This window comes from Pseudomonas sp. NPDC089918 (genome assembly GCF_050280605.1).
Lineage (GTDB): Bacteria > Pseudomonadota > Gammaproteobacteria > Pseudomonadales > Pseudomonadaceae > Aquipseudomonas.
On the sequence record NZ_JBNNVP010000002.1, the window covers coordinates 126,725 to 147,457 of the forward strand.

Here is a 20,733-nt window from a genome sequence, read left to right on the forward strand (position 1 = left end):
CGCAGAGCGTGGGAACGATCATCTCAGCGGATTACCACTTCATCTCGCCCTTGGCGACTTTGGCGCTCAGCTCGAGTGAGCTTTCTTCGCCCAGGGTCGGGTAGCGTTTTTTCATCGCGGCGATCAGTTCGGCAGCGTCTTTCGCCTTGGCGGTTTCTTCGTCGAACGCCTTGATGTAATCGGCGGTGAACTGCACCGCCGCCAGAGAACGGGCGCTCTCACCGAGGTAGTGACCCGGCACGATGGTCTTCGGCTTCAGTGCTTCGATCGTATGCAGCGTCGTCAGCCAATCGGCATGGGATTGCGGGGTCTGGGTGTCGGCCATCCACACGTGAATGTTCTCAGCGACCACCACGCCACCGACCACAGCCTTGATCGACGGGATCCACACAAAGCTGCGATCCGGCTGCTTGCCGTCCAGGCCGATCACCTGCAATTTCTGCCCTTCCAGCATCAGGCTGTCGCCCTTGAGCACCTGCGGCACGATGGTTTTGTTCGGCACGTCGGCGCCCATTTTCGGGCCCCAGAACGCCAGTTTGCCGTCGACGGTTTTTTTGATGTGATCGACGGTTGGTTGCGAGGCCAGCACTTTGGCTTTCGGGAACGCTTTGGTCACGGTGTCGAGGCCGAAGTAGTAATCCGGGTCACCGTGGCTGATGTAGATGGTGGTCAGTTGCTTGCCGCTGGCGCGGATTTTTTCCACCACTTGTTCGGCTTGGGCTTTGCCGAATTGCGCGTCCACCAGAATCGCTTCCTTCTCGCCGCTGACCAGTACCGAGGTCACCGGGAAGATCGCGTTGGTGCCAGGGTTATAGACGTCCAGCGTCAAGGTGGACGCCGCCGCGGCGTGGGCCGCGAAGCCAAGCGTGGCGGTTGCCAGAAGAATGCGTTTGATTGAAGTGAAGCCGATCATCTGTTGCTCCGTTGTCCGAATGCCGTGCTTGGCGATGGGACAGAGCTTAGTTGCCTGGTTCGATACAAAAAATGCGATGCTTGAACATAGTTTGTTTCTGAAAGCGGGCAAATCATGGATCGTCTACAAGCAATGCGGGTGTTCGTTACGGTGGTGGACCTGGGCAGCCAATCGGCCGCCGCCGATCACCTGGACCTGTCACGGCCGGTGGTTTCCCGCTATCTGGCGGAGCTGGAGGATTGGGTCGGCGCGCGCCTGATGCACCGCACCACGCGCAAATTGAGCCTGACCGCCGCCGGGACGGAAATTCTGCCTCGCTGTCGGCAGATGCTCGAGTTGTCCAGCGACATGCAAGCCGCCGTCAGCGAGCCGGACGACGCACCGCGAGGCCTGCTGCGGATCAGCGTCAGCACCTCGTTCGGCCAGGCGCAACTGGCGGACGCCATGGCGGCTTACGTTAAACGTTACCCCGGCGTCAGCATCGATATGCAAATGCTCGACCGCACGGTGAACCTGGTGGATGAACGCATCGACCTCGCCATCCGCACCAGCAATGACCTGGACCCGAACCTGATCGCCCGACGGCTGACGGTCTGCCGCTCGGTGATCTGCGCCTCCCCCGCTTACCTGCGCGAACACCCGACGCCGCAACGGGTCGAGGACCTGAGCCTGCACAACTGCCTGACCCACTCCTACTTCGGTAAAAGCCTGTGGCATTTCGAACAGGACGGCGAGCCCGTCTCGGTGCCGGTACAGGGCAACATCAGCGCCAACGAAGCCAGCACACTGTTGCGCGCGACGATGGCCGGGGCCGGCGTGGTGATGCTGCCCAGTTACCTGGCCGGCGTGCATATCCACAGCGGCGAACTGATCCGCCTGTTGCCCCAGGCCAAGCCTCGGCAGCTGAATATCTATGCGGTGTATGCCTCACGCAAGCACATGCCGACGGCGTTGCGCAGCATGCTGGATTTTCTGGTGCTTAGATTTCCCGAAGAGCCGGAGTGGGATGTCGGGTTGTAAACACCTCCCCTGTGGGAGCTGGCTTGCCTGCGATGGCGTCGTCACATCCAACAATGATGCTGACTGATAGCCCGCTATCGCTGGCAAGCCAGCTCCCACAGGGGATATCAATGTTCTGAATATTGCGTTAAACGCGAGGGCCGCTTTGCTGGCAACTCACTGGCGCTGACCTATGCTCAAAGCAGTACCGAAAGGTATTCGTTCAGAGGTCAACGCCATGAACATCAAAACAAAAAGATACCTCGCCATTTTCATCACTTGCGCGGCGACACTGGCGCTGTATGGCACAGCCGCCTGGCGTGTCGAGCAGTTGCGACAACAGCCCCGTGACTTTGCGAGCTGCAACTTCGAGCGCTGCATTCCCCACAACGCGACCCTCAACGCCCTCCGGTAACGAACACCCTGTGGCGAGGGGGCTTCGTTCGGCTGCGCAGCAGTCGTAATTCGGTGAATGCGGTGTTCTCATTGAAATGCTGGGGTCGCTTCGCGACCCAACGGGGGCAAGCCCCCTCGCCACAGGGGTCAGGTCTCGTTATCGGCAGCGTCCTGATCGGCCTTCAAGCGGTCGCGAAAGGCCTTGGGCGAAATCCCCACGCGACGTCGGAACAGGCGTGTGAAATTGGTCGGATCGGAAAACCCCAATACGTCGGACATTTCATAAATGGTCATGCTGGTGTAGGTCAGCAAGCGCTTGGCCTCCAGCAATTGACGCTCGTGCATGATCTGCAACGCCGGTTGCCCCGCCAGTTCACGGCACGTGCCATTGAGGTGGGACACGGAAATCCCCAGCCGATGAGCCAGGTCCTCGACCTTGACGTGCTGGCGATAGGTTTCTTCCACCAGCTGAATAAAGCCGTTGAGGTATTCCCGAGCCCGCTGCGGACGCTGGGTGGCGGTTTGGCGCTGAATCACCTGGCGGCTGATCCACACCATAATCACGCTGACCAGCGAATGCATGAGCATTTCCCGCGCCGGTTGATGGCCGGTGTACTCGCTTTGCAGCGCTGAAAACAGGCTGTTGAGGTACTCGCTGTCCTTGCCCGCCGGGTAGCTTTCGGCCTGTGCCAGAGCGTTCACCGAATTGCCCAGTTGTGCTTGCAGGTGGGCGATCAGCGGCGCGGCCAGCGTGACGACGAAACCTTCGACATCCTCGGAAAACCGATAACCATGCACCGATAACGGCGGCAAAATCAGGATTGCCGGCTCAGTCAATTGTGAGCGTTTGCCTTCGATCTCAAGCTCTGCCTGACCTTTGAAAACGAAGAGTAACTGACACAAATCGGCGTGGCGGTGGGGTTTGATTTCCCATTGATGTTCGCGGCTGCGTTTGGAAATGGTTTCACAGTGCAATAAGTCAGGGGTCGGCCAGTCCAGGCTTTCACCGTAGAGTTTGAACACCGGAATCGATGGCAGGTCAGGCTTGTTCATCACTTCAATCCAGGCCTCGAGGGTAACGGGGCGATAATCGCACCGATTGGCAGAATGTACAGGTATCGGCTCAGTTTTCCCCTTCAATTGACAGACTCGCAAGTGAAAAATGCAAGTACTCGATCCATAAAAATCATTCACCGGCCTTGGTCGTGTGGAGCTTGCGAGTCATAAAAACAATGAAAACACTGAAAACCCAAGTCGCGATCATCGGTGCCGGCCCCTCTGGCTTGCTACTCGGCCAATTGCTGCATAACGCCGGCATCGACACCCTGATCCTCGAGCGCCAGACCCCGGATTATGTGCTCGGACGCATCCGCGCCGGTGTCCTCGAACAAGGCATGGTAGAGCTGTTGCGTCAGGCCGGAGTGGGTCAGCGCATGGACGCCGAAGGGCTGGTCCATACAGGCTTCGAACTGGCCCTCGACGGGCGCCGGGTACATATCGATTTGCAGGCGCTGACCGGTGGCAAAACCGTAACGATCTATGGCCAGACCGAGGTCACCCGCGATCTGATGGCCGCTCGTCGGGACGCCGGTGCGCAGACGATCTACGAAGTCAGCAATGTCGTCCCCCACGGCATGAAAACCGCTGAACCCTTTGTCACCTTCGACAAGGACGGCGAAACGTATCGACTCGATTGTGACTATATCGCCGGCTGCGATGGTTTCCATGGCGTGGCGCGGCAGTCGATTCCTGCGGACTGCCTGAAAGTGTTCGAGCGGGTTTATCCGTTCGGCTGGCTGGGGATTCTCGCCGACACGCCGCCGGTGCATGAAGAGTTGGTCTATGCGCGGCATGAACGGGGATTTGCGCTGTGCAGCATGCGTTCGCCGACACGTACCCGTTATTACCTCCAGGTTCCAGCCCAGGACAAAGTCGAGGATTGGTCTGACCAACGCTTCTGGGATGAGCTCAAATCCCGTCTGCCAGCCGCCCTCGCCGACACGCTGGTGACCGGCCCGTCGATCGAAAAAAGCATCGCGCCGCTGCGCAGTTTCGTGGTCGAACCGATGCAGTACGGGCGGATGTTCCTGGTCGGCGACGCCGCCCACATCGTCCCGCCCACCGGCGCCAAGGGCCTGAACCTGGCGGCCAGCGACGTCAGTACGTTGTTCAATATTCTGTTGAAGGTTTACCGCGAAGAGCGTGTGGATTTGCTGGAGAAGTATTCCGAGGTTTGCTTGCGGCGGGTGTGGAAAGCCGAGCGGTTTTCCTGGTGGATGACCTCGATGTTGCATCGCTTCGATGAGCACGACGCGTTCAGCCAGCGTATCAGCGAATCGGAGCTGGCCTATTTCGTGGACTCCGAGGCGGGCCGAAAAACCATCGCCGAAAATTACGTCGGGCTTCCATACGAGGCTATCGAATAGCCTCCTACCGATCTACACTGGCGAGCATCCCGCTCGCCTTGCCCGCTGCGGGCCCATTACTGCCCGCAGGTTTTACCCGTGACCAATCTCAACCAGCCTGAAACGCCCAAACCGGCCATTCGCAGCGTGCTGATCGCCCTGATGCTGGCGATTTTTCTGGGCGCGCTGGACCAGACCATCGTCGCCGTGTCGATGCCGGCCATTTCCGCGCAATTCAAGGATGTCAGCCTGCTGGCCTGGGTGATTTCCGGGTACATGGTGGCGATGACCGTGGCGGTGCCGATTTACGGCAAACTCGGCGACCTGTATGGGCGCCGCAAGTTGATGCTGTTCGGCATGGGGGTGTTCACCCTGGCGTCGTTGTTCTGCGGCATGGCGCAAAGCATGGAGCAACTGGTGCTGGCGCGGATTCTTCAGGGCATCGGCGCCGGCGGGATGATTTCGGTGAGCCAGGCAATCATCGGCGACATCGTTCCACCCCGCGAACGCGGTCGCTATCAGGGTTACTTCAGCAGCATGTACGCGGTGGCCAGCGTGGCCGGCCCGGTTCTCGGTGGCTACATGACCGAATACCTGTCCTGGCGCTGGGTATTTCTGATCAACCTTCCATTGGGCCTGGGTGCCTTGTTGGTGGCCCACCGTACGCTGGTGGGTTTGCCAGTGCCGCAGCGCAAGCCGATCATCGATTACTTCGGCACCTTGCTGATGATCATCGGCCTGACGGCGTTACTGCTAGGCATTACTCAGGTTGGCCAGGGACATTCGTGGCGCAGCACTGAAGTGTCGGGTTTGCTCGGTTGTGCGGTGGTGGTGCTGGCTGTATTCGTCTGGCATGAACGGCGGGCGCGGGAACCGTTGCTGCCGATGCACTTGTTCGCCAACCGCAGTGCGATTCTTTGCTGGTGCACGATTTTCTTCACCAGTTTCCAGGCGATTTCCTTGATTGTGCTGATGCCGCTGCGCTTCCAGAGCGTCACCGGCGCCGGGGCTGACAGCGCCGCGCTGCACCTGTTGCCGCTGGCCATGGGTTTGCCGATAGGCGCGTACTTTGCCGGACGCCAGACCTCGGTGAGCGGTCGTTATAAACCGATGATCCTGACTGGCGCCCTGCTGATGCCGTTCTCGATTCTCGGCATGGCGTTCAGTGAGCCTCAGGCGTTTGTGCTGAGCAGTCTGTTCATGTTGCTCAGTGGTATCGCCAGCGGCATGCAGTTCCCCACATCGTTGGTGGGCACGCAAAACTCGGTGGAACAACGGGACATCGGCGTCGCCACCAGCACCACCAATCTGTTCCGTTCCCTGGGTGGCGCGGTGGGTGTGGCGTTAATGTCGGCGCTGTTGCTGGCGTTGTTGCAGGATTCGAGTTTCGTGCACCTGGCCAGCTCGTCGCTGATGGCCGAGGGGAGTTCGGGGAATGTTTTACTGGACGGTTTGAACGCCGCACCGGGGGATGCGCAGGACGCCTTGCGCGCAGAGCTGCTGCTGACCTTCCGGCATTTGTTGATGGTCAGCGCGGCGGTGTCATTGCTGGGGCTGGCGGCGGCGATTGCCATGCCCAATAGAGTGTTGCGGGGGCGGGAGGACAAGGTTCGCTAACCCCTCCGACCGATCGTTCCCACGCTCTGCGTGGGAATGAAGCCCGGGACGCTCTGCGTCCCATTGGAACGCGGAGCGTCCCTTGAGGCATTCCCACGCAGAGCGTGGGAACGATCAATGTCTACCCTTCAAGGGCTGTAATACCCCACCGCCACCAGAAAATGCCCGACCTTTTTCAGGTAGGCATGCTTGTCTTCGACCTTGCCGGTCACCGGGTTTTTCCAGCGGTATTCGTACTCGCCGTCATCCTGTTTGGCCATCAGCGCCAGAATCGGCTCGCCCACCGGTTTGCCTTCCGGATCCTTGATCTTGCCGAATTCTGTATTGATCAGTCGCAGGTTGGTGCCGTGAGCGACATAACGCTGGGTATCCAGGTCGACGACAAACACGTACAGGTCATCCTGCAAGTAACCGCCCTTGAGGGAGTTGATCGCTGTGAGCGTGCCCTTCTCGTTTTTGGCCAGATCGACCGCTGCTTTATCGAGCAACGCTTGCGCCTGTTGCTGCGAGGCCCGTGGCAGGTAATAACCGACCGCCAGAATCCGCTGGCCGATGCGCTGATAGAACACATGTTTGCGTTCGACTTTTCCGTCGGCCCAGTTCTGCCAGCGGTATTCGGCCTGCTGAATGCCGTTGCCTTCCGGTACTTTCAAGGCGTCCTTGAAGGCTTTCTGCACATCCGGCCCAAGCACCTCGGACACATCACGACCGATCAACGCCGAAGATGGCCCGCCGCTGGCGAGCATCACGCCCTTGGTATCGACCACGAAGACATAACGATCCTTGTCGACAAACTCGCCCTGACGGCTGAACGCCGCAAAAGCCTTGTCACCCTGCTCGTGGTAATAGGCCAGGGCTTTTTCCAGCAAGGCTTTGGCGGCCTGGCTGTCAGCCTTTTCCGTCGTGGCGGCATGAACCGGCCCCAGGCACAGCAAAAGCAAACCGCCCAGCCAGGCCAGCTTGTGAAGAACCCCCATGGCGCATTCCCCCGTTCTTGTTAGTGTTTCAAGAGCGTAGACGGCTTGGGGCTATGTATGAATATTCAGGAAAGCGTGGTGGGCGCTGTGCTTTGAAGAGGCTTTGTGTGGCCAGGGGATTTTCTGTAGGGAGGGGCTTTTTGTGGCGAGGGGGCTTGCCCCCGTTCGGCTGCGCAGCAGTCGCAAATCAGGCGCCGCGGATTATCTGAAAAACCGCGGCGAATGGATTGGGGCGGCTGCGCCACCCAACGGGGGCAAGCCCCCTCGCCACAGCAAGCCCCCTCGCCACAGAAGCTCCGTCGCCACAAAAGCCCCATTCCCCATCACGGCATCAGTCAATCAAGGCCGGGTGCGCAGCTGCTGCTGCAGATTCTGAATCTGCGCCTGCAGGGTGTTGATGTTGCGGGTGACCTGGCCGCGGAAGGCGTCGAACTCGGCGGTGTTGGTGCCACCTTGCGCGGCGGCCGGACGGTTGTCCTGTTGGCTTTTGAGCACGATCATGTCTTGCTCCAGGCGCTCGATGGCGGCGCTTGGGTTGCCTTGCCTCTTCAGCGCGGTAATGTCGGCCCCCAGGCTTTTGAGCTGGGCATCGATTTGGCTGGTATCGGCCGACGCGTTCTTCAACGCGGCCAGTTCGCCGCTCAAGGCTTTGACCTGGGCCTGCAACTGAGCATTGGCGGTTTGTTGTTCGGTGGCTTGCGCGGTCATTTGCGCCAGGCGCTTGTCCAGATCGGAGGTCTGGCCGAGTACGCCTTGCTGCTGTTTGCTCTGGTCCTGAAGCTTGCTTTCCAGCTGTTTGCTCTGGTCCTGGAGTTTGCCTTCAAGCTGTTTGATTTGCAGCTTCAACGCTTCACTGCCGGTGTTGACGTTGGACTGGCTGGCCACGACCTTGCCGGAAATGTCCTGCAAGCGCCCCGCCGCTTCCTCACTGATGCGCGCGAAACTTTCCTGGGTCGCCACCAGTTGCTGTTCCATCAGCGAAATCTGCTGAAAACTCCACCAGGCAAGGCCGGCGAAGGCAAAGAACAGCGCGCCGACCAATGCCCACAGAGGGCCGGTGCTCGGGCCTTTGACCTTGACCACCGGTGTGGTGCGCGAATGAACGGAAGTGCGAGCGGTGGTCGGAAAATCATCGTCATCGAGGCTGCTGGCGCGCAGGCTCGGGACATCGTCGAAGTCGTCGTTGGCATCGTTACGCATGGGCATTAGGGTCAACCTTTGTGGAACGCGGTGATGGCTTGATGCGGCGAAGTATAACCCCCGCTGCCGCACCGGTTGACCCTGAACCCCGAACTCGGTTCAGTCAGGGCCACCCTTGTGTGTCAGCGAATGTCCTGAGCCTTCCACCAACCGCAGAACTCATCGAGGGCGGTCCAGAGGCTGACTTTCGGATCGTAGTCCAGATAATGGCGTGCGCGGCTGATGTCGAGGGTGAAGTTTTTGTTCATGACTTGCATGCCCAGCCGCGACAGGGTCGGCTCGGGACGACCGGGCCACAGCTTGCACACACCCTCGTTGAGCGCGGCAAGGCTGTAGGCCAAACCGTAGGAACGGTAGCGGGTAACCTGTGGGACATCCATTTGGCGCATCACGTAATTGACCACATCCCACAACGGAACCGGCGCTCCGTTGCTGATGTTGTAGGCCTTGCCCAAGGCCGAACCGCTGGCCAGCAAGCTGCTGAGCAACGCTTCATTGAGGTTTTGCACGCTGGTGAAATCGACCTTGTTCAGGCCGTTGCCGATAATCGCCAACCGCCCTTTGCGCTGCATTTTCAGCAATCTCGGGAAAATGCTCATATCGCCGGCGCCCGTCACGAAACGCGGGCGCAGGGCCAGGGTTTCGAGGCCAAATTCCTGCGCACCGAAGACTTTTTGCTCGGCCAGGTATTTGGTCGCGGCATAGGGATGTTTGAAACGCTTGGGCACTTGCTCTTCGGTCAACCCCAGATGATCGCGGCCATCGAAGTAGATCGACGGCGACGACAAGTGCACCAGACGCCGGACCCGCTGTTTCAGACAAGCCTCGACCACGTTCTCGGTGACTTCGACGTTGCCTTGATGAAAGTCCTGATACCGCCCCCACAAACCTACTGCGCCGGCGCAATGGACCACGGCTTCGACATCTGAACACAGGTCGCGCGCCAGTTGCGGGTCGCTCAAATCGCCCTGAATGAACTCGGCGCCACGGCGCACCAGATGCTCGACGCTCTCGGCCCGGCGACCGTTGACCCGCACGTCCAGGCCCTGCTCCAGGGCGAAACGCGCAAAGCGTCCACCAATGAAGCCGCTTGCGCCGGTGACCAGAATCTTCATGAATTGCTCCGAATATTTCGTTTTACGTTTTGCGCTTTGCATATTGCGTAGGGCGTAGGGCGTAGGGCGTGAGGTCTTGACGCTGCCCGTCAGTCCAACGGCACCAGCCATTGCTTCGACGAGTGCACCAATTGGTCGGTGAGTAACCCCAGCAACTGACCGCCATTGCGCCAATGATGCCAGTACAGCGGCACATCGATCGGCTTATCTGGCAAAAGCTCCTGCAATTGACCGCGTTCCAGTTGCTCGCGCACCTGCAATTCAGGCACCAGGCCCCAGCCAAGCCCTGCTTCCGTGAGACGAAGAAAGCCTTCGGACGATGGGCATAAATGGTGTTCGAAACCGCCATCCACACCGAGGGAGGCGAGGTAGCGATGCTGTAGGAAATCATCCGGGCCAAACACCAGGGCCGGGGTTTTGGCCAACTGGTCGGCGCGCACACCTTCGGGAAAATGCCGGGCAATGAACGCCGGGCTCGCCATCGCACGGTAGCGCATCGCCCCCAACAGCACGCTGCGCGCACCGGCCACCGGTCGTTCACTGGCGCAGAGACATCCCGCCACTTCACCTGCGCGCATGCGTTTGAGGCCGACGGTCTGGTCTTCTACCACCAAATCGAGCAGCAAATGTTGTTCCGCGCAAAAGTCCCCCACAGCTTCGGCCCACCAGGTGGCCAGGCTGTCAGCGTTCAGCGCGATGCGCAGGCGTTCCGGCAGGCCTTCTTCGTCCAGCGCCGGGACCAACGTTTGTAGATCCCGCTCAAGCAATCGCACCTGCTGCACATGGTTGAGCAATCGCCGGCCAATCTCTGTCGGCGCCGGGGGTGTGACCCGCACCAACACCGGTTGGCCGACCCGTGCCTCCAGCAGTTTGATCCGTTGGGAGATGGCCGATTGGGACAAACCCAGCACCTGCGCGGCGCGTTCGAATCCGGCCTGCTCGATGACGGCGGCGAGCGCGGAAAGTAATTTGTAGTCGAACATCAGTTTTCCTAATGGGCGATCAGTACTATTGGTTTTTCTTATACAGCCTTCAACCGGAGAATGGCCAGCAAGAACTCTTGAACAAGGATCACCGACATGGCTGGCGAAACGTCATTGGCAACCCTGCTGCGCAGCATGAGCCCGCAACTCAACGACGGCGAATACGTGTTCTGCACGTTGCGCGACGGCAAGTTGCCCGCCGGCCTTGAGATCATCGGCAGTTTTCGTGAACGGGAAGGCCTGACGGTGATTCTGGAACGTTCCCACGCTGAAAAGGCCGGTTTCAGCTTCGATTATGTCGCCGCCTGGATCACCTTGAACGTGCACTCGGCCCTCGAAGCCGTCGGCCTGACTGCCGCGTTCGCCACGGCGTTGGGCCAGGCCGGCATCAGTTGCAACGTGATCGCCGGGTATTACCACGATCATTTGTTCGTCGGCCAGGCCGATGCCGAACGCGCCCTGCAGGTACTGCGGGATCTGGCATCCAACGCGGAGTAAAACGTATGTGGCAAAGCTATGTGAACGGCCTGTTGGTGGCCGCGGGGCTGATCATGGCGATCGGCACCCAGAATGCGTTTGTGCTGGCGCAGAGCCTTCGGCGTGAACATCACCTGCCGGTAGCGGCGCTCTGCGTGACCTGTGATGCGCTGCTGGTGGCCGCCGGGGTGTTCGGCCTGGCGATGGTGCTGGCGCAAAACCCGACCCTGCTGGCCATCGCCCGTTGGGGTGGCGCGGCGTTTTTACTGTGGTACGGCAGCCTGGCGTTGCGTCGGGCCTGCTCGAAACAAAGCCTGCAACAGGGTGAAAATCAGGCGGTACGCTCACTGCGGGCGGTGCTGCTCAGTGCGCTGGCGGTGACGTTGCTCAACCCGCACGTTTATCTGGACACCGTGTTGCTGATCGGCTCCCTCGGCGCTCAACAAACCGAGCCCGGTGCTTATGTGGTGGGCGCGGCCAGTGCGTCATTACTGTGGTTTTTCACTTTAGCCCTTGGCGCGGCATGGCTGGCGCCGTGGCTGGCAAGGCCAGGCACCTGGCGAATTCTCGACCTGTTGGTTGCCGTCATGATGTTCACCGTAGCGTTCCAGCTAATCAGCGCCGGATGATTTATTCCAAAAGGCTCTGGAACCTCTATTCCACACAGTTGTTGCGTGGTTATGCCGCACCCCCGGTGCTATGATCCGATCCCTGCGCCGCAAAGAGTACAAACTCCCCGGCGCATGTCTGGCCGCCCGTGATCGGCCTTGCGCCCACCGCAACTGACCTGATTAGGAGAATCATCATGGCTTTCGAATTGCCGCCGCTGCCTTACGCACACGATGCCTTGCAGCCGCACATTTCAGAGGAAACTCTGCAGTATCACCACGACAAGCACCACAACACCTACGTCGTGAACCTGAACAACCTGGTGCCAGGCACCGAGTTCGAAGGCAAGACCCTGGAAGAAATCGTCAAGACTTCCTCGGGCGGTATCTTCAACAACGCCGCTCAGGTCTGGAACCACACGTTCTACTGGAACTGCCTGGCGCCAAACGCCGGCGGTCAACCAACCGGCGCGCTGGCTGATGCCATCAACGCAGCGTTCGGCTCGTTCGACAAGTTCAAGGAAGAGTTCAGCAAAACCTCCATCGGCACCTTCGGTTCCGGTTGGGGCTGGCTGGTGAAAAAGGCTGACGGTTCCCTGGCCCTGGCCAGCACCATCGGCGCCGGCAACCCGCTGACCAGCGGCGACACCCCGCTGCTGACTTGCGACGTCTGGGAACACGCTTACTACATCGACTACCGCAACCTTCGTCCGAAGTACGTCGAAGCGTTCTGGAACCTGGTCAACTGGAAGTTCGTGGCTGAGCAGTTCGAAGGCAAAACCTTCACCGCTTAAGCTTCGCGCCAGTCAAAAAACCCGGCTTTTGCCGGGTTTTTTTGTGGGCTCGGGAACCTGGCATGCTTGATAAGAATCTGGCGCCTGCCAGGCCGCCTTCGCGAGCAAGCCCGCTCCCACAGGGGTTCATCGTTGCTCACAAATTCCATGTACGACACAAGTCAACTGTGGGAGCGGGCTTGCTCGCGAAGAACGATAACGCGGTCTACGCCGGATCAACGTTATCCAGCGCCCGATTCACCGCCAGCTCCGTCAGCATGATGACCTGCTGAATCACAACACAAGTGGCATTCGCCCTCTTGCCCCCACATCACAGCCGTCTAACATCAATCACAAGGAAAAATTGTCCCGTTCCCCTCAAGTTGAGGGCCTCAACAACCGACACAGTGCTAATAGGGCAAATACTCCAAACAACAGACTATCGGCCAAGCTACCGGCAAAATCCCCTGGGTTGGATTGTCCCTTTGACTGACCTCACGGGATTGCCAATACTCATGGCAACTTGACGCTACCCGCACGGAACAAGGAATAACCCTTTGAAGCTGGAACTCAAGAACAGCTTGTCGGTGAAGTTACTCCGGGTCGTGCTCCTGTCGGCATTGATCGTCGGCGTGGTCTTGAGCTGCGCGCAGATCGTTTTCGATGCCTATAAAACACGTCAGGCCGTAGCCAGCGATGCCCAGCGCATCCTCGATATGTTCCGTGACCCTTCGACCCAGGCCGTCTACAGCCTGGACCGGGAAATGGGCATGCAGGTGATCGAGGGCCTGTTTCAGGACGACGCCGTGCGCATGGCCTCCATCGGCCACCCTCACGAAGCCATGCTCGCGCAAAAAACCCGTGAATTGCAGCACTCCAACAGCCGCTGGCTGACCGATCTGATCCTCGGCAAGGAACGCACCTTCACCACCCAACTGGTGGGCCGCGGGCCCTACAGCGAATACTACGGCGACCTGAGCATTACCCTCGACACTGCCACCTACGGCAAGGGCTTCATTGTCAGCTCGGTGATCATCTTCATCTCTGGCGTATTGCGCGCCATGGCCATGGCCCTGGTGCTGTATCTGGTCTATCACTGGCTGCTGACCAAACCGCTGTCGCGGATTATCGAACACCTGACCGAAATCAACCCGGACCGGCCCAGCGCCCACAAGATTCCCCAGCTCAAGGGTCATGAAAAGAACGAGTTGGGCGTGTGGATCAACACCGCCAACCAGTTGCTCGAATCCATCGAGCGCAACACCCACCTGCGCCACGAAGCGGAAAACAGCCTGCTGCGCATGGCCCAGTACGACTTCCTCACCGGTTTGCCGAACCGCCAGCAATTGCAGCAACAACTGGACAAGATCCTCGTCGACGCCGGTAAATTGCAGCGTCGGGTCGCGGTGCTGTGTGTCGGGCTCGATGATTTCAAAGGCATCAACGAACAGTTCAGCTATCAGGCCGGCGACCAATTGCTGCTGGCCCTGGCCGATCGACTGCGGGCCCATAGCGGTCGCCTCGGCGCCCTCGCCCGTTTGGGGGGCGACCAGTTCGCATTGGTCCAGGCCGACATCGAACAACCCTACGAAGCCGCCGAACTGGCGCAAAGCATTCTTGACGATCTGGAAGCGGCGTTCGCCCTCGATCATCAGCAAATTCGCCTGCGCGCCACCATCGGCATCACCCTGTTCCCCGAGGACGGTGACAGCACCGAAAAGTTGCTGCAAAAAGCCGAGCAGACCATGACCCTGGCCAAGACGCGCTCGCGCAACCGCTATCAGTTCTATATCGCCAGCGTCGACACCGAAATGCGTCGGCGCCGCGAGCTGGAAAAAGACTTGCGCGATGCCTTGATCCGCGACCAGTTCTACCTCGTTTATCAACCGCAGATCAGCTACCGCGATCATCGCGTGGTGGGCGTCGAGGCGTTGATTCGCTGGCAACATCCCGAACACGGGCTGGTGCCGCCGGACCTGTTCATTCCCCTGGCCGAGCAGAACGGCACCATCATCGCCATCGGCGAATGGGTGCTGGATCAGGCCTGCAAACAATTGCGCGAATGGCACGATCAGGGTTTCGACCTGCGCATGGCGGTGAACCTGTCCACCGTGCAATTGCACCACGCCGAGTTGCCGCGGGTGGTCAATAACCTGCTGCAGATGTATCGCCTGCCACCGCGCAGCCTGGAACTGGAAGTCACCGAAACCGGCCTGATGGAAGACATCAGCACCGCCGCCCAGCACTTGTTGAGCCTGCGTCGCTCCGGCGCGCTGATTGCCATCGACGACTTCGGCACCGGTTATTCATCACTGAGTTATCTGAAAAGCCTGCCGCTGGACAAGATCAAAATCGACAAGAGCTTCGTTCAGGACCTGCTCGATGACGACGACGATGCGACCATCGTTCGCGCCATCATCCAGCTGGGCAAGAGCCTGGGCATGCAGGTGATTGCCGAAGGCGTGGAAACCGCCGAGCAAGAGGCCTACATCATCTCCGAAGGCTGCCACGAAGGTCAGGGCTATCACTACAGTAAACCGCTGCCGGCACGGGAATTGAGCGCCTACCTCAAGCAAGCCCAACGCAGTAACGCGGCTATCCTCTGAAACAGCCTTTGAAGGAACTGGCTAAGCCCTGTGGCGAGGGAGCTTGCTCCCGTTCGGCTGCGCAGCAGTCGCAATCAGGTTGACGCGATACTTCTGGCAGAACCGGGTTGCAGAATTTGGGACAGCTTCGCCGTCCAGCGGGAGCAAGCTCCCTCGCCACAGGGCTGCGCCAGCTGCTATAGATCATGTTCCTGGCATTCAGCCGCGCGAATAAGAAATATTTACAGGAACAACCCTTTACACATAATGCGAAAGATTTGCATTATGTCGCAGTTTTGCGCGCCCCTCGCGCGTCCATCAATCACCGAAGCAGGATGTTCGCCATGATTCGTATGCCTCTGGCTACCGCCAGTCTGCTGGCCATCGCTATTTCCCTCGCCGGTTGCGGCGAAGGCAAAGACAAGGCTGCCGCTCCACAAGCGCCGACCCCGGCCGCCAGCACCGCTGCCCCGGCTGCGCCTGCTGCTACCGGTAAAGTCGATGAAGCCGCCGCCAAGGCTGTGGTTGCGCACTACGCCGACATCGTCTTCGCCGTTTACAGCGATGCCGAATCCACCGCGAAAACCCTGCAAACCGCCGTCGACGCATTCCTCGCCAAGCCAAACGCCGATACGCTGAAAGCCGCCAAGGCTGCCTGGGTCGCGGCCCGCGTGCCTTACCTGCAGAGCGAAGTGTTCCGCTTCGGCAACACCATCATCGACGACTGGGAAGGTCAGGTGAACGCCTGGCCACTGGACGAAGGCCTGATCGACTACGTCGACAAATCCTACGAACACGCACTGGGTAACCCGGGCGCCACCGCCAACATCATCGCCAACACTAAAGTTCAGGTCGGCGAAGACAAGGTCGACGTGAAAGACATCACCCCGGAAAAACTCGCCAGCCTGAACGAGCTGGGCGGTTCCGAGGCCAACGTCGCCACCGGCTACCACGCCATCGAATTCCTGCTCTGGGGCCAGGACCTGAACGGCACCGGCCCTGGCGCCGGCAACCGTCCGGCTACCGACTACCTGGAAGGCAAAGGCGCTACCGGCGGTCACAACGATCGTCGTCGCGCTTACCTGAAATCCGTGACCCAATTGCTGGTCAACGACCTGCAAGAAATGGTCGGTAACTGGAAGCCGAACGTGGCCGACAACTACCGCGCCACCCTGGAAGCGGAACCGGCTGAAACCGGTCTGCGCAAAATGCTGTTTGGCATGGGCAGCCTGTCCTTGGGCGAACTGGCGGGCGAGCGCATGAAGGTTTCCCTGGAAGCCAACTCCCCGGAAGACGAACAGGATTGCTTCAGCGACAACACCCACAACTCGCACTTCTACGACGCCAAAGGCGTGCGTAACGTGTACCTGGGCGAATACACCCGCGTCGATGGCAGCAAAATGACCGGCGCCAGCCTGTCGTCGCTGGTCGCCAAAGCCGACCCGGCAGCCGACACCGCGCTGAAAGCCGACCTGGCCGCCACCGAAGCCAAGCTTCAGGTCATGGTCGATCACGCCAACAAGGGTGAGCACTACGACCAACTGATCGCTGCCGGTAACACCGCTGGCAACCAGATCGTCCGTGACGCTATCGCCTCGCTGGTCAAGCAGACCGGTTCGATCGAAGCCGCTGCTGGCAAACTGGGCATCAGCGACCTGAACCCGGACAACGCTGATCACGAGTTCTGATCAACGCTGGCTGAGTGAATACAAAGGCGACCTTCGGGTCGCCTTTTTCGCCGATCGTTCCCACGCTCTGCGTGGGAATGCCTCAACGGACGCTCCGCGTTCGGCTGTTGATGTGACGCAGAGCGTCACGGGCTGCATTCCCACGCAGAGCGTGGGAACGATCAGGTGCCTCAGATCAACCAAACGATAATTCCTCTTATTCAAACTCCCCTGCCCTGTTAGACTTTGCGCCCTTGTTTTGCTCGTCTTGCAGGATGTCCGATGCCCTCGCTGCCTCTTCGCTTGTCCGCTCTGTTGCTGGCCCTGGGCCTGAGTGCCTGCGATGACGCCCCGCGTTTCACCCAGGCCGAACCCGGTGAAGCCCGCTCCGGCGGCAGCGCGACGGTGCGCAAGACCGATCAGAACGCATTCTCCCTGCCGTCCGCCAATCTGCCGCCGTCACGGCGTGTGGATTTCAGCGTCGGCAACAGTTTCTTTCGCAGCCCTTGGGTGATTGCCCCATCGACCACCACCGCCCGCGATGGCCTTGGCCCGTTGTTCAATACCAACGCCTGCCAGAACTGCCACATCAAGGACGGGCGCGGTCACCCGCCCGCGCCCGATGCACCGAATGCGGTGTCGATGCTGGTTCGCCTGTCGATTCCTGATACGCCGGCTTATGCCAAAGTCATCGAACAATTGGGCGTGGTGCCAGAGCCTGTCTACGGCGGGCAGTTCCAGGACATGTCGGTGCCCGGCGTCGTTCCGGAAGGCAAGGTGCGCGTCGATTACACAGCGGTCCCGGTGCGGTTCAAGGACGGCAGCGAAATCGAGTTGCGTAAACCGACCTTGCAGATGACCCAGCTCGGCTACGGCCCGATGCACCCCGACACGCGTTTCTCGGCGCGCATCGCACCGCCGATGATTGGCCTGGGCTTGCTTGAGGCGATCCCCGAAGAGGCCATCCTGGCTAACGCCGAGGCCCAGGCTCGGGAGAAGAACGGCATCGCCGGACGACCAAACCGGGTCTGGGATGACGCGCAGCAGAAAACCGTCCTCGGGCGATTTGGCTGGAAGGCCGGGCAACCGAACCTCAATCAACAAAACGTTCACGCGTTCTCTGGTGATATGGGCCTCACGACCAGCCTGAGACCCGTTGATGACTGCACCGATGCGCAAACCGCTTGCAAGCAGGCGCCCAACGGCAATGGCCCGGATGGCGAGCCGGAAGTCAGCGATAACATTCTGCGTCTGGTGCTGTTCTATAGCCGTAACCTCGCGGTGCCGGCCCGTCGCGATGTCGGCGCGCCGCAAGTGCTGGCCGGCAAGAATCTGTTTTTCCAGGCGGGATGCCAGTCCTGCCACACCCCGAAATACACCACCGCCGCCAACGCCGCGGAACCTGAATTGGCCAATCAAGTGATTCGCCCTTACAGCGACCTGCTGCTGCATGACATGGGCGACGGCCTGGCTGACAACCGCACCGAGTTCCAGGCCAGCGGCCGCGACTGGCGCACCCCGCCGTTGTGGGGCATCGGCCTGACACAAACGGTCAGCGGCCACACCCAGTTTTTGCATGACGGCCGCGCCCGCAACCTGCTTGAAGCCGTGCTCTGGCATGGCGGCGAGGCACAGGCGGCGCAGCAACAGGTTTTGTCTTTCAATGCCGAGCAGCGCGCGGCGTTGCTGGCGTTTTTGAATTCCCTTTAATACGTTTTCCTTCAGCGGGAGCCCGACATGTTCCGTCCCAAATTGTTGTTCACCAGCCTTGCCGCCCTCGCCTTGGGCGCCTGTTCGCCCCAGGATCCGCAAGCGGTCACGTCGGCGGCCATCGCCAAGCAAGTCATCCTGCCGACCTACAGCCGCTGGGTCGAAGCCGACCGTCAATTGGCGGTCAGCGCCTTGGCGTTCTGTCAAGGCAAGGAAAACCTCGAAACCGCCCGCGCCGACTTCCTGCACGCGCAGAAAGCCTGGGCCGAGTTGCAACCGCTGCTGATCGGGCCGTTGGCCGAGGGCAACCGTTCGTGGCAGGTGCAGTTCTGGCCGGACAAGAAAAACCTCGTTGGCCGTCAGGTCGAGCAACTGGTGACCGCGCAGCCGCAGATCGATGCCGCCGCCCTGACCAAGTCCAGCGTAGTGGTTCAGGGGCTCTCGGCCTATGAATACATTCTGTTCGACAGCAAGATCGACATGGCCGACAGCGCTCAGAAAGCCAAATACTGCCCACTGTTGACTGCCATTGGCGAACGTCAGAAGCAACTGGCCGAAGAGATCCTGTCGCGCTGGAACACCAACGACGGCATGCTCGCGCAGATGAGCAAATTCCCGAACCAGCGCTACGCCGACTCCCACGAGGCGATCGCCGATCTGCTGCGCGTGCAAGTGACGGCGCTGGACACCCTGAAGAAAAAACTCGGCACGCCGATGGGCCGTCAGAGCAAGGGCACGCCCCAGCCGTTCCAGGCCGATGCCTGGCGCAGCCAATCGTCGCTGCAAGGCCTGCAAGCGAGCCTGAGCGCGGCGCAAACGGTCTGGGTCGGTGTCGACAACAAAGGCCTGCGCGGTCTGTTGCCGAGCGAGCAGAAACCCTTGGCCGACAAGATCGACGCGGCCTACGCAGCGTCCCTGAAGCTGTTCGCCAGCAACCAGCGCTCGCTGACCGACATGCTCACCGACGATGCCGGGCGCCAGCAGCTCAACGCCATCTACGACAGCCTCAACGTTGTCCATCGCCTGCACGAAGGCGAACTGGCCAAGGCGCTGGGCATCCAACTGGGCTTCAACGCCAACGACGGTGACTGATGAGGGCAAGTGCCATGCTGCGACGCCAGGCTCTGACGTTAGGGAGTTTGCTGCTGGGTGCGGTGACACTGGGCGGCTGGACGCTGTTCAAGCAAAAGGACAAAAGCCCGCTGTTGCTCTCGGCGCGGGACGACGGTGACGGCAAGCATTACGCCGTCGGTTATCGGCTGGATGGCACCCGGGTGTTTGCCACCCAGGTCGGCCAGCGGTGCCACGACATCATCAACCACCCGACGCTGCCGATAGCACTGTTCGTCGCTCGGCGTCCGGGCACCGAGAGTTACCTGATCGACCTGCGCGACGGCACGCTGCTGCAAACCGTGGTCTCGCAGCCGAACCGGCACTTCTACGGTCACGCAGTGATTCACCAGAGCGGCGACTGGCTGTACGCCACCGAGAACGACACCTCCGATCCGGGCCGAGGCCTGCTCGGTGTGTATAAATTCGAAGGTGAGCGGCTGGTGCACAGTGGCGAGCTTTCCACCCACGGTGTCGGCCCGCATCAGGTGTCGTGGATGCCCGATGGCGAGACGCTGATTGTGGCCAACGGCGGCATTCGCACCGAGGCCGAAAGTCGGGTCGAGATGAACCTCAACGCGATGGAGCCGAGCCTGGTTTTAATGCAGCGCGATGGCACTTTGTTGAGCAAGGAAACACTGGCTCAGCAAATGAACAGCGTGCGGCACTTGGGCGTCGCCAGCGATGGCACCATCGTCGCCGGCCAGCAGTTCATGGGCGCTGCCCACGAGTCATCGGAGCTGCTGGCGATCAAGCGTCCCGGCCAACCGTTCGTGGCGTTCCCGGTCCCCGAGCATCAGTTGCAGGCCATGGGGCATTACACCGCCAGCGTCGCCGTACACAGCGAACTGCGTCTGGTCGCCCTGACCGCGCCACGGGGCAACCGCTTTTTTATCTGGGACCTGGACAGTGGTGAAGTACGCCTGGATGCGCCACTTCCCGATTGCGCCGGCGTCGGGGCCATAGCCGATGGTTTTGTCGTGACCTCCGGTCAAGGACGCTGCCGCTACTACGATTGCCGCCAGACAACCCTGGTTGCAAAACCTCTGGAGTTACCTGCGGGGCTCTGGGACAACCATCTGCATCTGATCTGATCTCACCCGCCCTTGCAGGAGCGAAGCTTGCTCGCGAAAGCGATGTATCAGTCGGTATTTCCGCTGACTGACACACCGCTTTCGCGAGCAAGCTTCGCTCCTAC

General features: G+C 60.3%; 18 protein-coding genes and 1 pseudogene. 12 read left to right on the forward strand and 7 right to left on the reverse strand.

All coding sequences use genetic code 11. The annotated features are described in order from the left end of the window. Positions 1-31 precede the first annotated feature (31 nt). Positions 32-913, reverse strand: coding sequence for an MBL fold metallo-hydrolase (locus ACQKPC_RS02065; RefSeq protein WP_427622939.1), 882 nt, complete (start codon positions 911-913; stop codon positions 32-34). Between the two features lie 114 nt (positions 914-1,027). Between ACQKPC_RS02065 and ACQKPC_RS02070 the strand changes: the two genes are divergently transcribed. Together ACQKPC_RS02070 and ACQKPC_RS02075 are read left to right on the forward strand one after the other, a co-directional pair. Continuing rightward, the gene (locus ACQKPC_RS02070) at positions 1,028-1,933 is read left to right on the forward strand and encodes a LysR family transcriptional regulator (RefSeq protein WP_427622940.1); all 906 of its coding nucleotides are present in this window, start codon (positions 1,028-1,030) and stop codon (positions 1,931-1,933) included. Positions 1,934-2,150: 217 nt separating this feature from the next. Further along, a complete protein-coding gene (locus ACQKPC_RS02075) occupies positions 2,151-2,327 on the forward strand; it encodes a hypothetical protein (protein WP_007898397.1) in 177 nt (58 codons plus the stop codon). 128 nt (positions 2,328-2,455) lie between these two features. Here ACQKPC_RS02075 and ACQKPC_RS02080 read toward each other — a convergent pair whose 3' ends face one another. After that, positions 2,456-3,361, reverse strand: a complete 906-nt coding sequence (locus ACQKPC_RS02080) for a helix-turn-helix domain-containing protein (RefSeq protein WP_007898401.1) — start codon at positions 3,359-3,361, stop codon at positions 2,456-2,458. 179 nt (positions 3,362-3,540) lie between these two features. Here ACQKPC_RS02080 and pobA point away from each other — a divergent pair, with 179 nt between their 5' ends. Together pobA and ACQKPC_RS02090 are read left to right on the forward strand one after the other, a co-directional pair. Continuing rightward, positions 3,541-4,734 (forward strand): 4-hydroxybenzoate 3-monooxygenase, encoded by a 1,194-nt coding sequence (gene pobA / locus ACQKPC_RS02085; RefSeq protein WP_427622941.1) that lies wholly within the window; start codon positions 3,541-3,543, stop codon positions 4,732-4,734. A gap of 78 nt (positions 4,735-4,812) precedes the next feature. Further along, complete coding sequence (locus ACQKPC_RS02090) at positions 4,813-6,330, forward strand: MDR family MFS transporter (protein ID WP_427622942.1); 1,518 nt, start codon at positions 4,813-4,815, stop codon at positions 6,328-6,330. A 128-nt stretch (positions 6,331-6,458) separates the two neighbouring features. Here ACQKPC_RS02090 and ACQKPC_RS02095 read toward each other — a convergent pair whose 3' ends face one another. The 4 genes from ACQKPC_RS02095 to ACQKPC_RS02110 form a co-directional block, all read right to left on the reverse strand. Continuing rightward, a complete protein-coding gene (locus tag ACQKPC_RS02095; RefSeq protein ID WP_427622943.1) occupies positions 6,459-7,307 on the reverse strand; it encodes a cache domain-containing protein in 849 nt (282 codons plus the stop codon). 339 nt (positions 7,308-7,646) lie between these two features. Continuing rightward, positions 7,647-8,513, reverse strand: a complete 867-nt coding sequence (locus tag ACQKPC_RS02100; RefSeq protein WP_427622944.1) for an ATPase — start codon at positions 8,511-8,513, stop codon at positions 7,647-7,649. Positions 8,514-8,629: 116 nt separating this feature from the next. Continuing rightward, positions 8,630-9,622: an NAD-dependent epimerase/dehydratase family protein gene (locus ACQKPC_RS02105; RefSeq protein ID WP_007898415.1), complete on the reverse strand. Its 993-nt coding sequence runs from the start codon at positions 9,620-9,622 to the stop codon at positions 8,630-8,632. 89 nt (positions 9,623-9,711) lie between these two features. Beyond that, complete coding sequence (locus tag ACQKPC_RS02110; protein ID WP_427622945.1) at positions 9,712-10,605, reverse strand: LysR family transcriptional regulator ArgP; 894 nt, start codon at positions 10,603-10,605, stop codon at positions 9,712-9,714. A 96-nt stretch (positions 10,606-10,701) separates the two neighbouring features. Here ACQKPC_RS02110 and ACQKPC_RS02115 point away from each other — a divergent pair, with 96 nt between their 5' ends. The 3 genes from ACQKPC_RS02115 (at position 10,702) to ACQKPC_RS02125 (ending at position 12,484) form a co-directional block, all read left to right on the forward strand. Beyond that, positions 10,702-11,103, forward strand: coding sequence for an ACT domain-containing protein (locus ACQKPC_RS02115; protein ID WP_427622946.1), 402 nt, complete (start codon positions 10,702-10,704; stop codon positions 11,101-11,103). A 5-nt stretch (positions 11,104-11,108) separates the two neighbouring features. Next, complete coding sequence (locus ACQKPC_RS02120; protein WP_427622947.1) at positions 11,109-11,711, forward strand: LysE/ArgO family amino acid transporter; 603 nt, start codon at positions 11,109-11,111, stop codon at positions 11,709-11,711. Positions 11,712-11,887: 176 nt separating this feature from the next. After that, positions 11,888-12,484 (forward strand): superoxide dismutase, encoded by a 597-nt coding sequence (locus ACQKPC_RS02125; RefSeq protein WP_007898423.1) that lies wholly within the window; start codon positions 11,888-11,890, stop codon positions 12,482-12,484. Between the two features lie 205 nt (positions 12,485-12,689). Here the strand turns inward: ACQKPC_RS02125 and ACQKPC_RS02130 are convergent. Continuing rightward, a pseudogene (locus ACQKPC_RS02130) lies at positions 12,690-12,770 on the reverse strand (DUF6124 family protein); the annotation flags it as partial. 250 nt (positions 12,771-13,020) lie between these two features. On the opposite strand from ACQKPC_RS02130, the gene ACQKPC_RS02135 reads away from it, so the two are divergent. From ACQKPC_RS02135 to ACQKPC_RS02155, 5 genes are all read left to right on the forward strand, one after another. Beyond that, a complete protein-coding gene (locus ACQKPC_RS02135; protein WP_427622948.1) occupies positions 13,021-15,069 on the forward strand; it encodes a putative bifunctional diguanylate cyclase/phosphodiesterase in 2,049 nt (682 codons plus the stop codon). A gap of 323 nt (positions 15,070-15,392) precedes the next feature. Then, a complete protein-coding gene (locus ACQKPC_RS02140; protein ID WP_427622949.1) occupies positions 15,393-16,736 on the forward strand; it encodes an imelysin family protein in 1,344 nt (447 codons plus the stop codon). Between the two features lie 261 nt (positions 16,737-16,997). Then, entirely contained in the window at positions 16,998-18,425 is a 1,428-nt protein-coding gene (locus ACQKPC_RS02145; RefSeq protein WP_427622950.1) for a di-heme oxidoredictase family protein, read from the forward strand. 27 nt (positions 18,426-18,452) lie between these two features. Continuing rightward, entirely contained in the window at positions 18,453-19,517 is a 1,065-nt protein-coding gene (locus ACQKPC_RS02150; protein WP_427622951.1) for an imelysin family protein, read from the forward strand. 14 nt (positions 19,518-19,531) lie between these two features. Beyond that, positions 19,532-20,629 carry a DUF1513 domain-containing protein gene (locus tag ACQKPC_RS02155; protein ID WP_427622952.1) on the forward strand — a complete coding sequence of 366 codons (1,098 nt, stop codon included), beginning with the start codon at positions 19,532-19,534 and terminating at the stop codon, positions 20,627-20,629. The last annotated feature ends 104 nt before the right edge of the window (positions 20,630-20,733 follow it).

Bases quoted from the DNA above. Each gene is read 5' to 3' on its own strand.
- ACQKPC_RS02065 (WP_427622939.1), bottom strand. From the start codon at position 913: ATGATCGGCTTCACTTCAATCAAACGCATTCTTCTGGCAACCGCCACG.
- ACQKPC_RS02070 (WP_427622940.1), top strand. From the start codon at position 1,028: ATGGATCGTCTACAAGCAATGCGGGTGTTCGTTACGGTGGTGGACCTG.
- ACQKPC_RS02075 (WP_007898397.1), top strand. From the start codon at position 2,151: ATGAACATCAAAACAAAAAGATACCTCGCCATTTTCATCACTTGCGCG.
- ACQKPC_RS02080 (WP_007898401.1), bottom strand. From the start codon at position 3,361: ATGAACAAGCCTGACCTGCCATCGATTCCGGTGTTCAAACTCTACGGT.
- pobA (WP_427622941.1), top strand. From the start codon at position 3,541: ATGAAAACACTGAAAACCCAAGTCGCGATCATCGGTGCCGGCCCCTCT.
- ACQKPC_RS02095 (WP_427622943.1), bottom strand. From the start codon at position 7,307: ATGGGGGTTCTTCACAAGCTGGCCTGGCTGGGCGGTTTGCTTTTGCTG.
- ACQKPC_RS02100 (WP_427622944.1), bottom strand. From the start codon at position 8,513: ATGCCCATGCGTAACGATGCCAACGACGACTTCGACGATGTCCCGAGC.
- ACQKPC_RS02105 (WP_007898415.1), bottom strand. From the start codon at position 9,622: ATGAAGATTCTGGTCACCGGCGCAAGCGGCTTCATTGGTGGACGCTTT.
- ACQKPC_RS02110 (WP_427622945.1), bottom strand. From the start codon at position 10,605: ATGTTCGACTACAAATTACTTTCCGCGCTCGCCGCCGTCATCGAGCAG.
- ACQKPC_RS02115 (WP_427622946.1), top strand. From the start codon at position 10,702: ATGGCTGGCGAAACGTCATTGGCAACCCTGCTGCGCAGCATGAGCCCG.
- ACQKPC_RS02120 (WP_427622947.1), top strand. From the start codon at position 11,109: ATGTGGCAAAGCTATGTGAACGGCCTGTTGGTGGCCGCGGGGCTGATC.
- ACQKPC_RS02125 (WP_007898423.1), top strand. From the start codon at position 11,888: ATGGCTTTCGAATTGCCGCCGCTGCCTTACGCACACGATGCCTTGCAG.
- ACQKPC_RS02140 (WP_427622949.1), top strand. From the start codon at position 15,393: ATGATTCGTATGCCTCTGGCTACCGCCAGTCTGCTGGCCATCGCTATT.
- ACQKPC_RS02145 (WP_427622950.1), top strand. From the start codon at position 16,998: ATGCCCTCGCTGCCTCTTCGCTTGTCCGCTCTGTTGCTGGCCCTGGGC.
- ACQKPC_RS02150 (WP_427622951.1), top strand. From the start codon at position 18,453: ATGTTCCGTCCCAAATTGTTGTTCACCAGCCTTGCCGCCCTCGCCTTG.
- ACQKPC_RS02155 (WP_427622952.1), top strand. From the start codon at position 19,532: ATGCTGCGACGCCAGGCTCTGACGTTAGGGAGTTTGCTGCTGGGTGCG.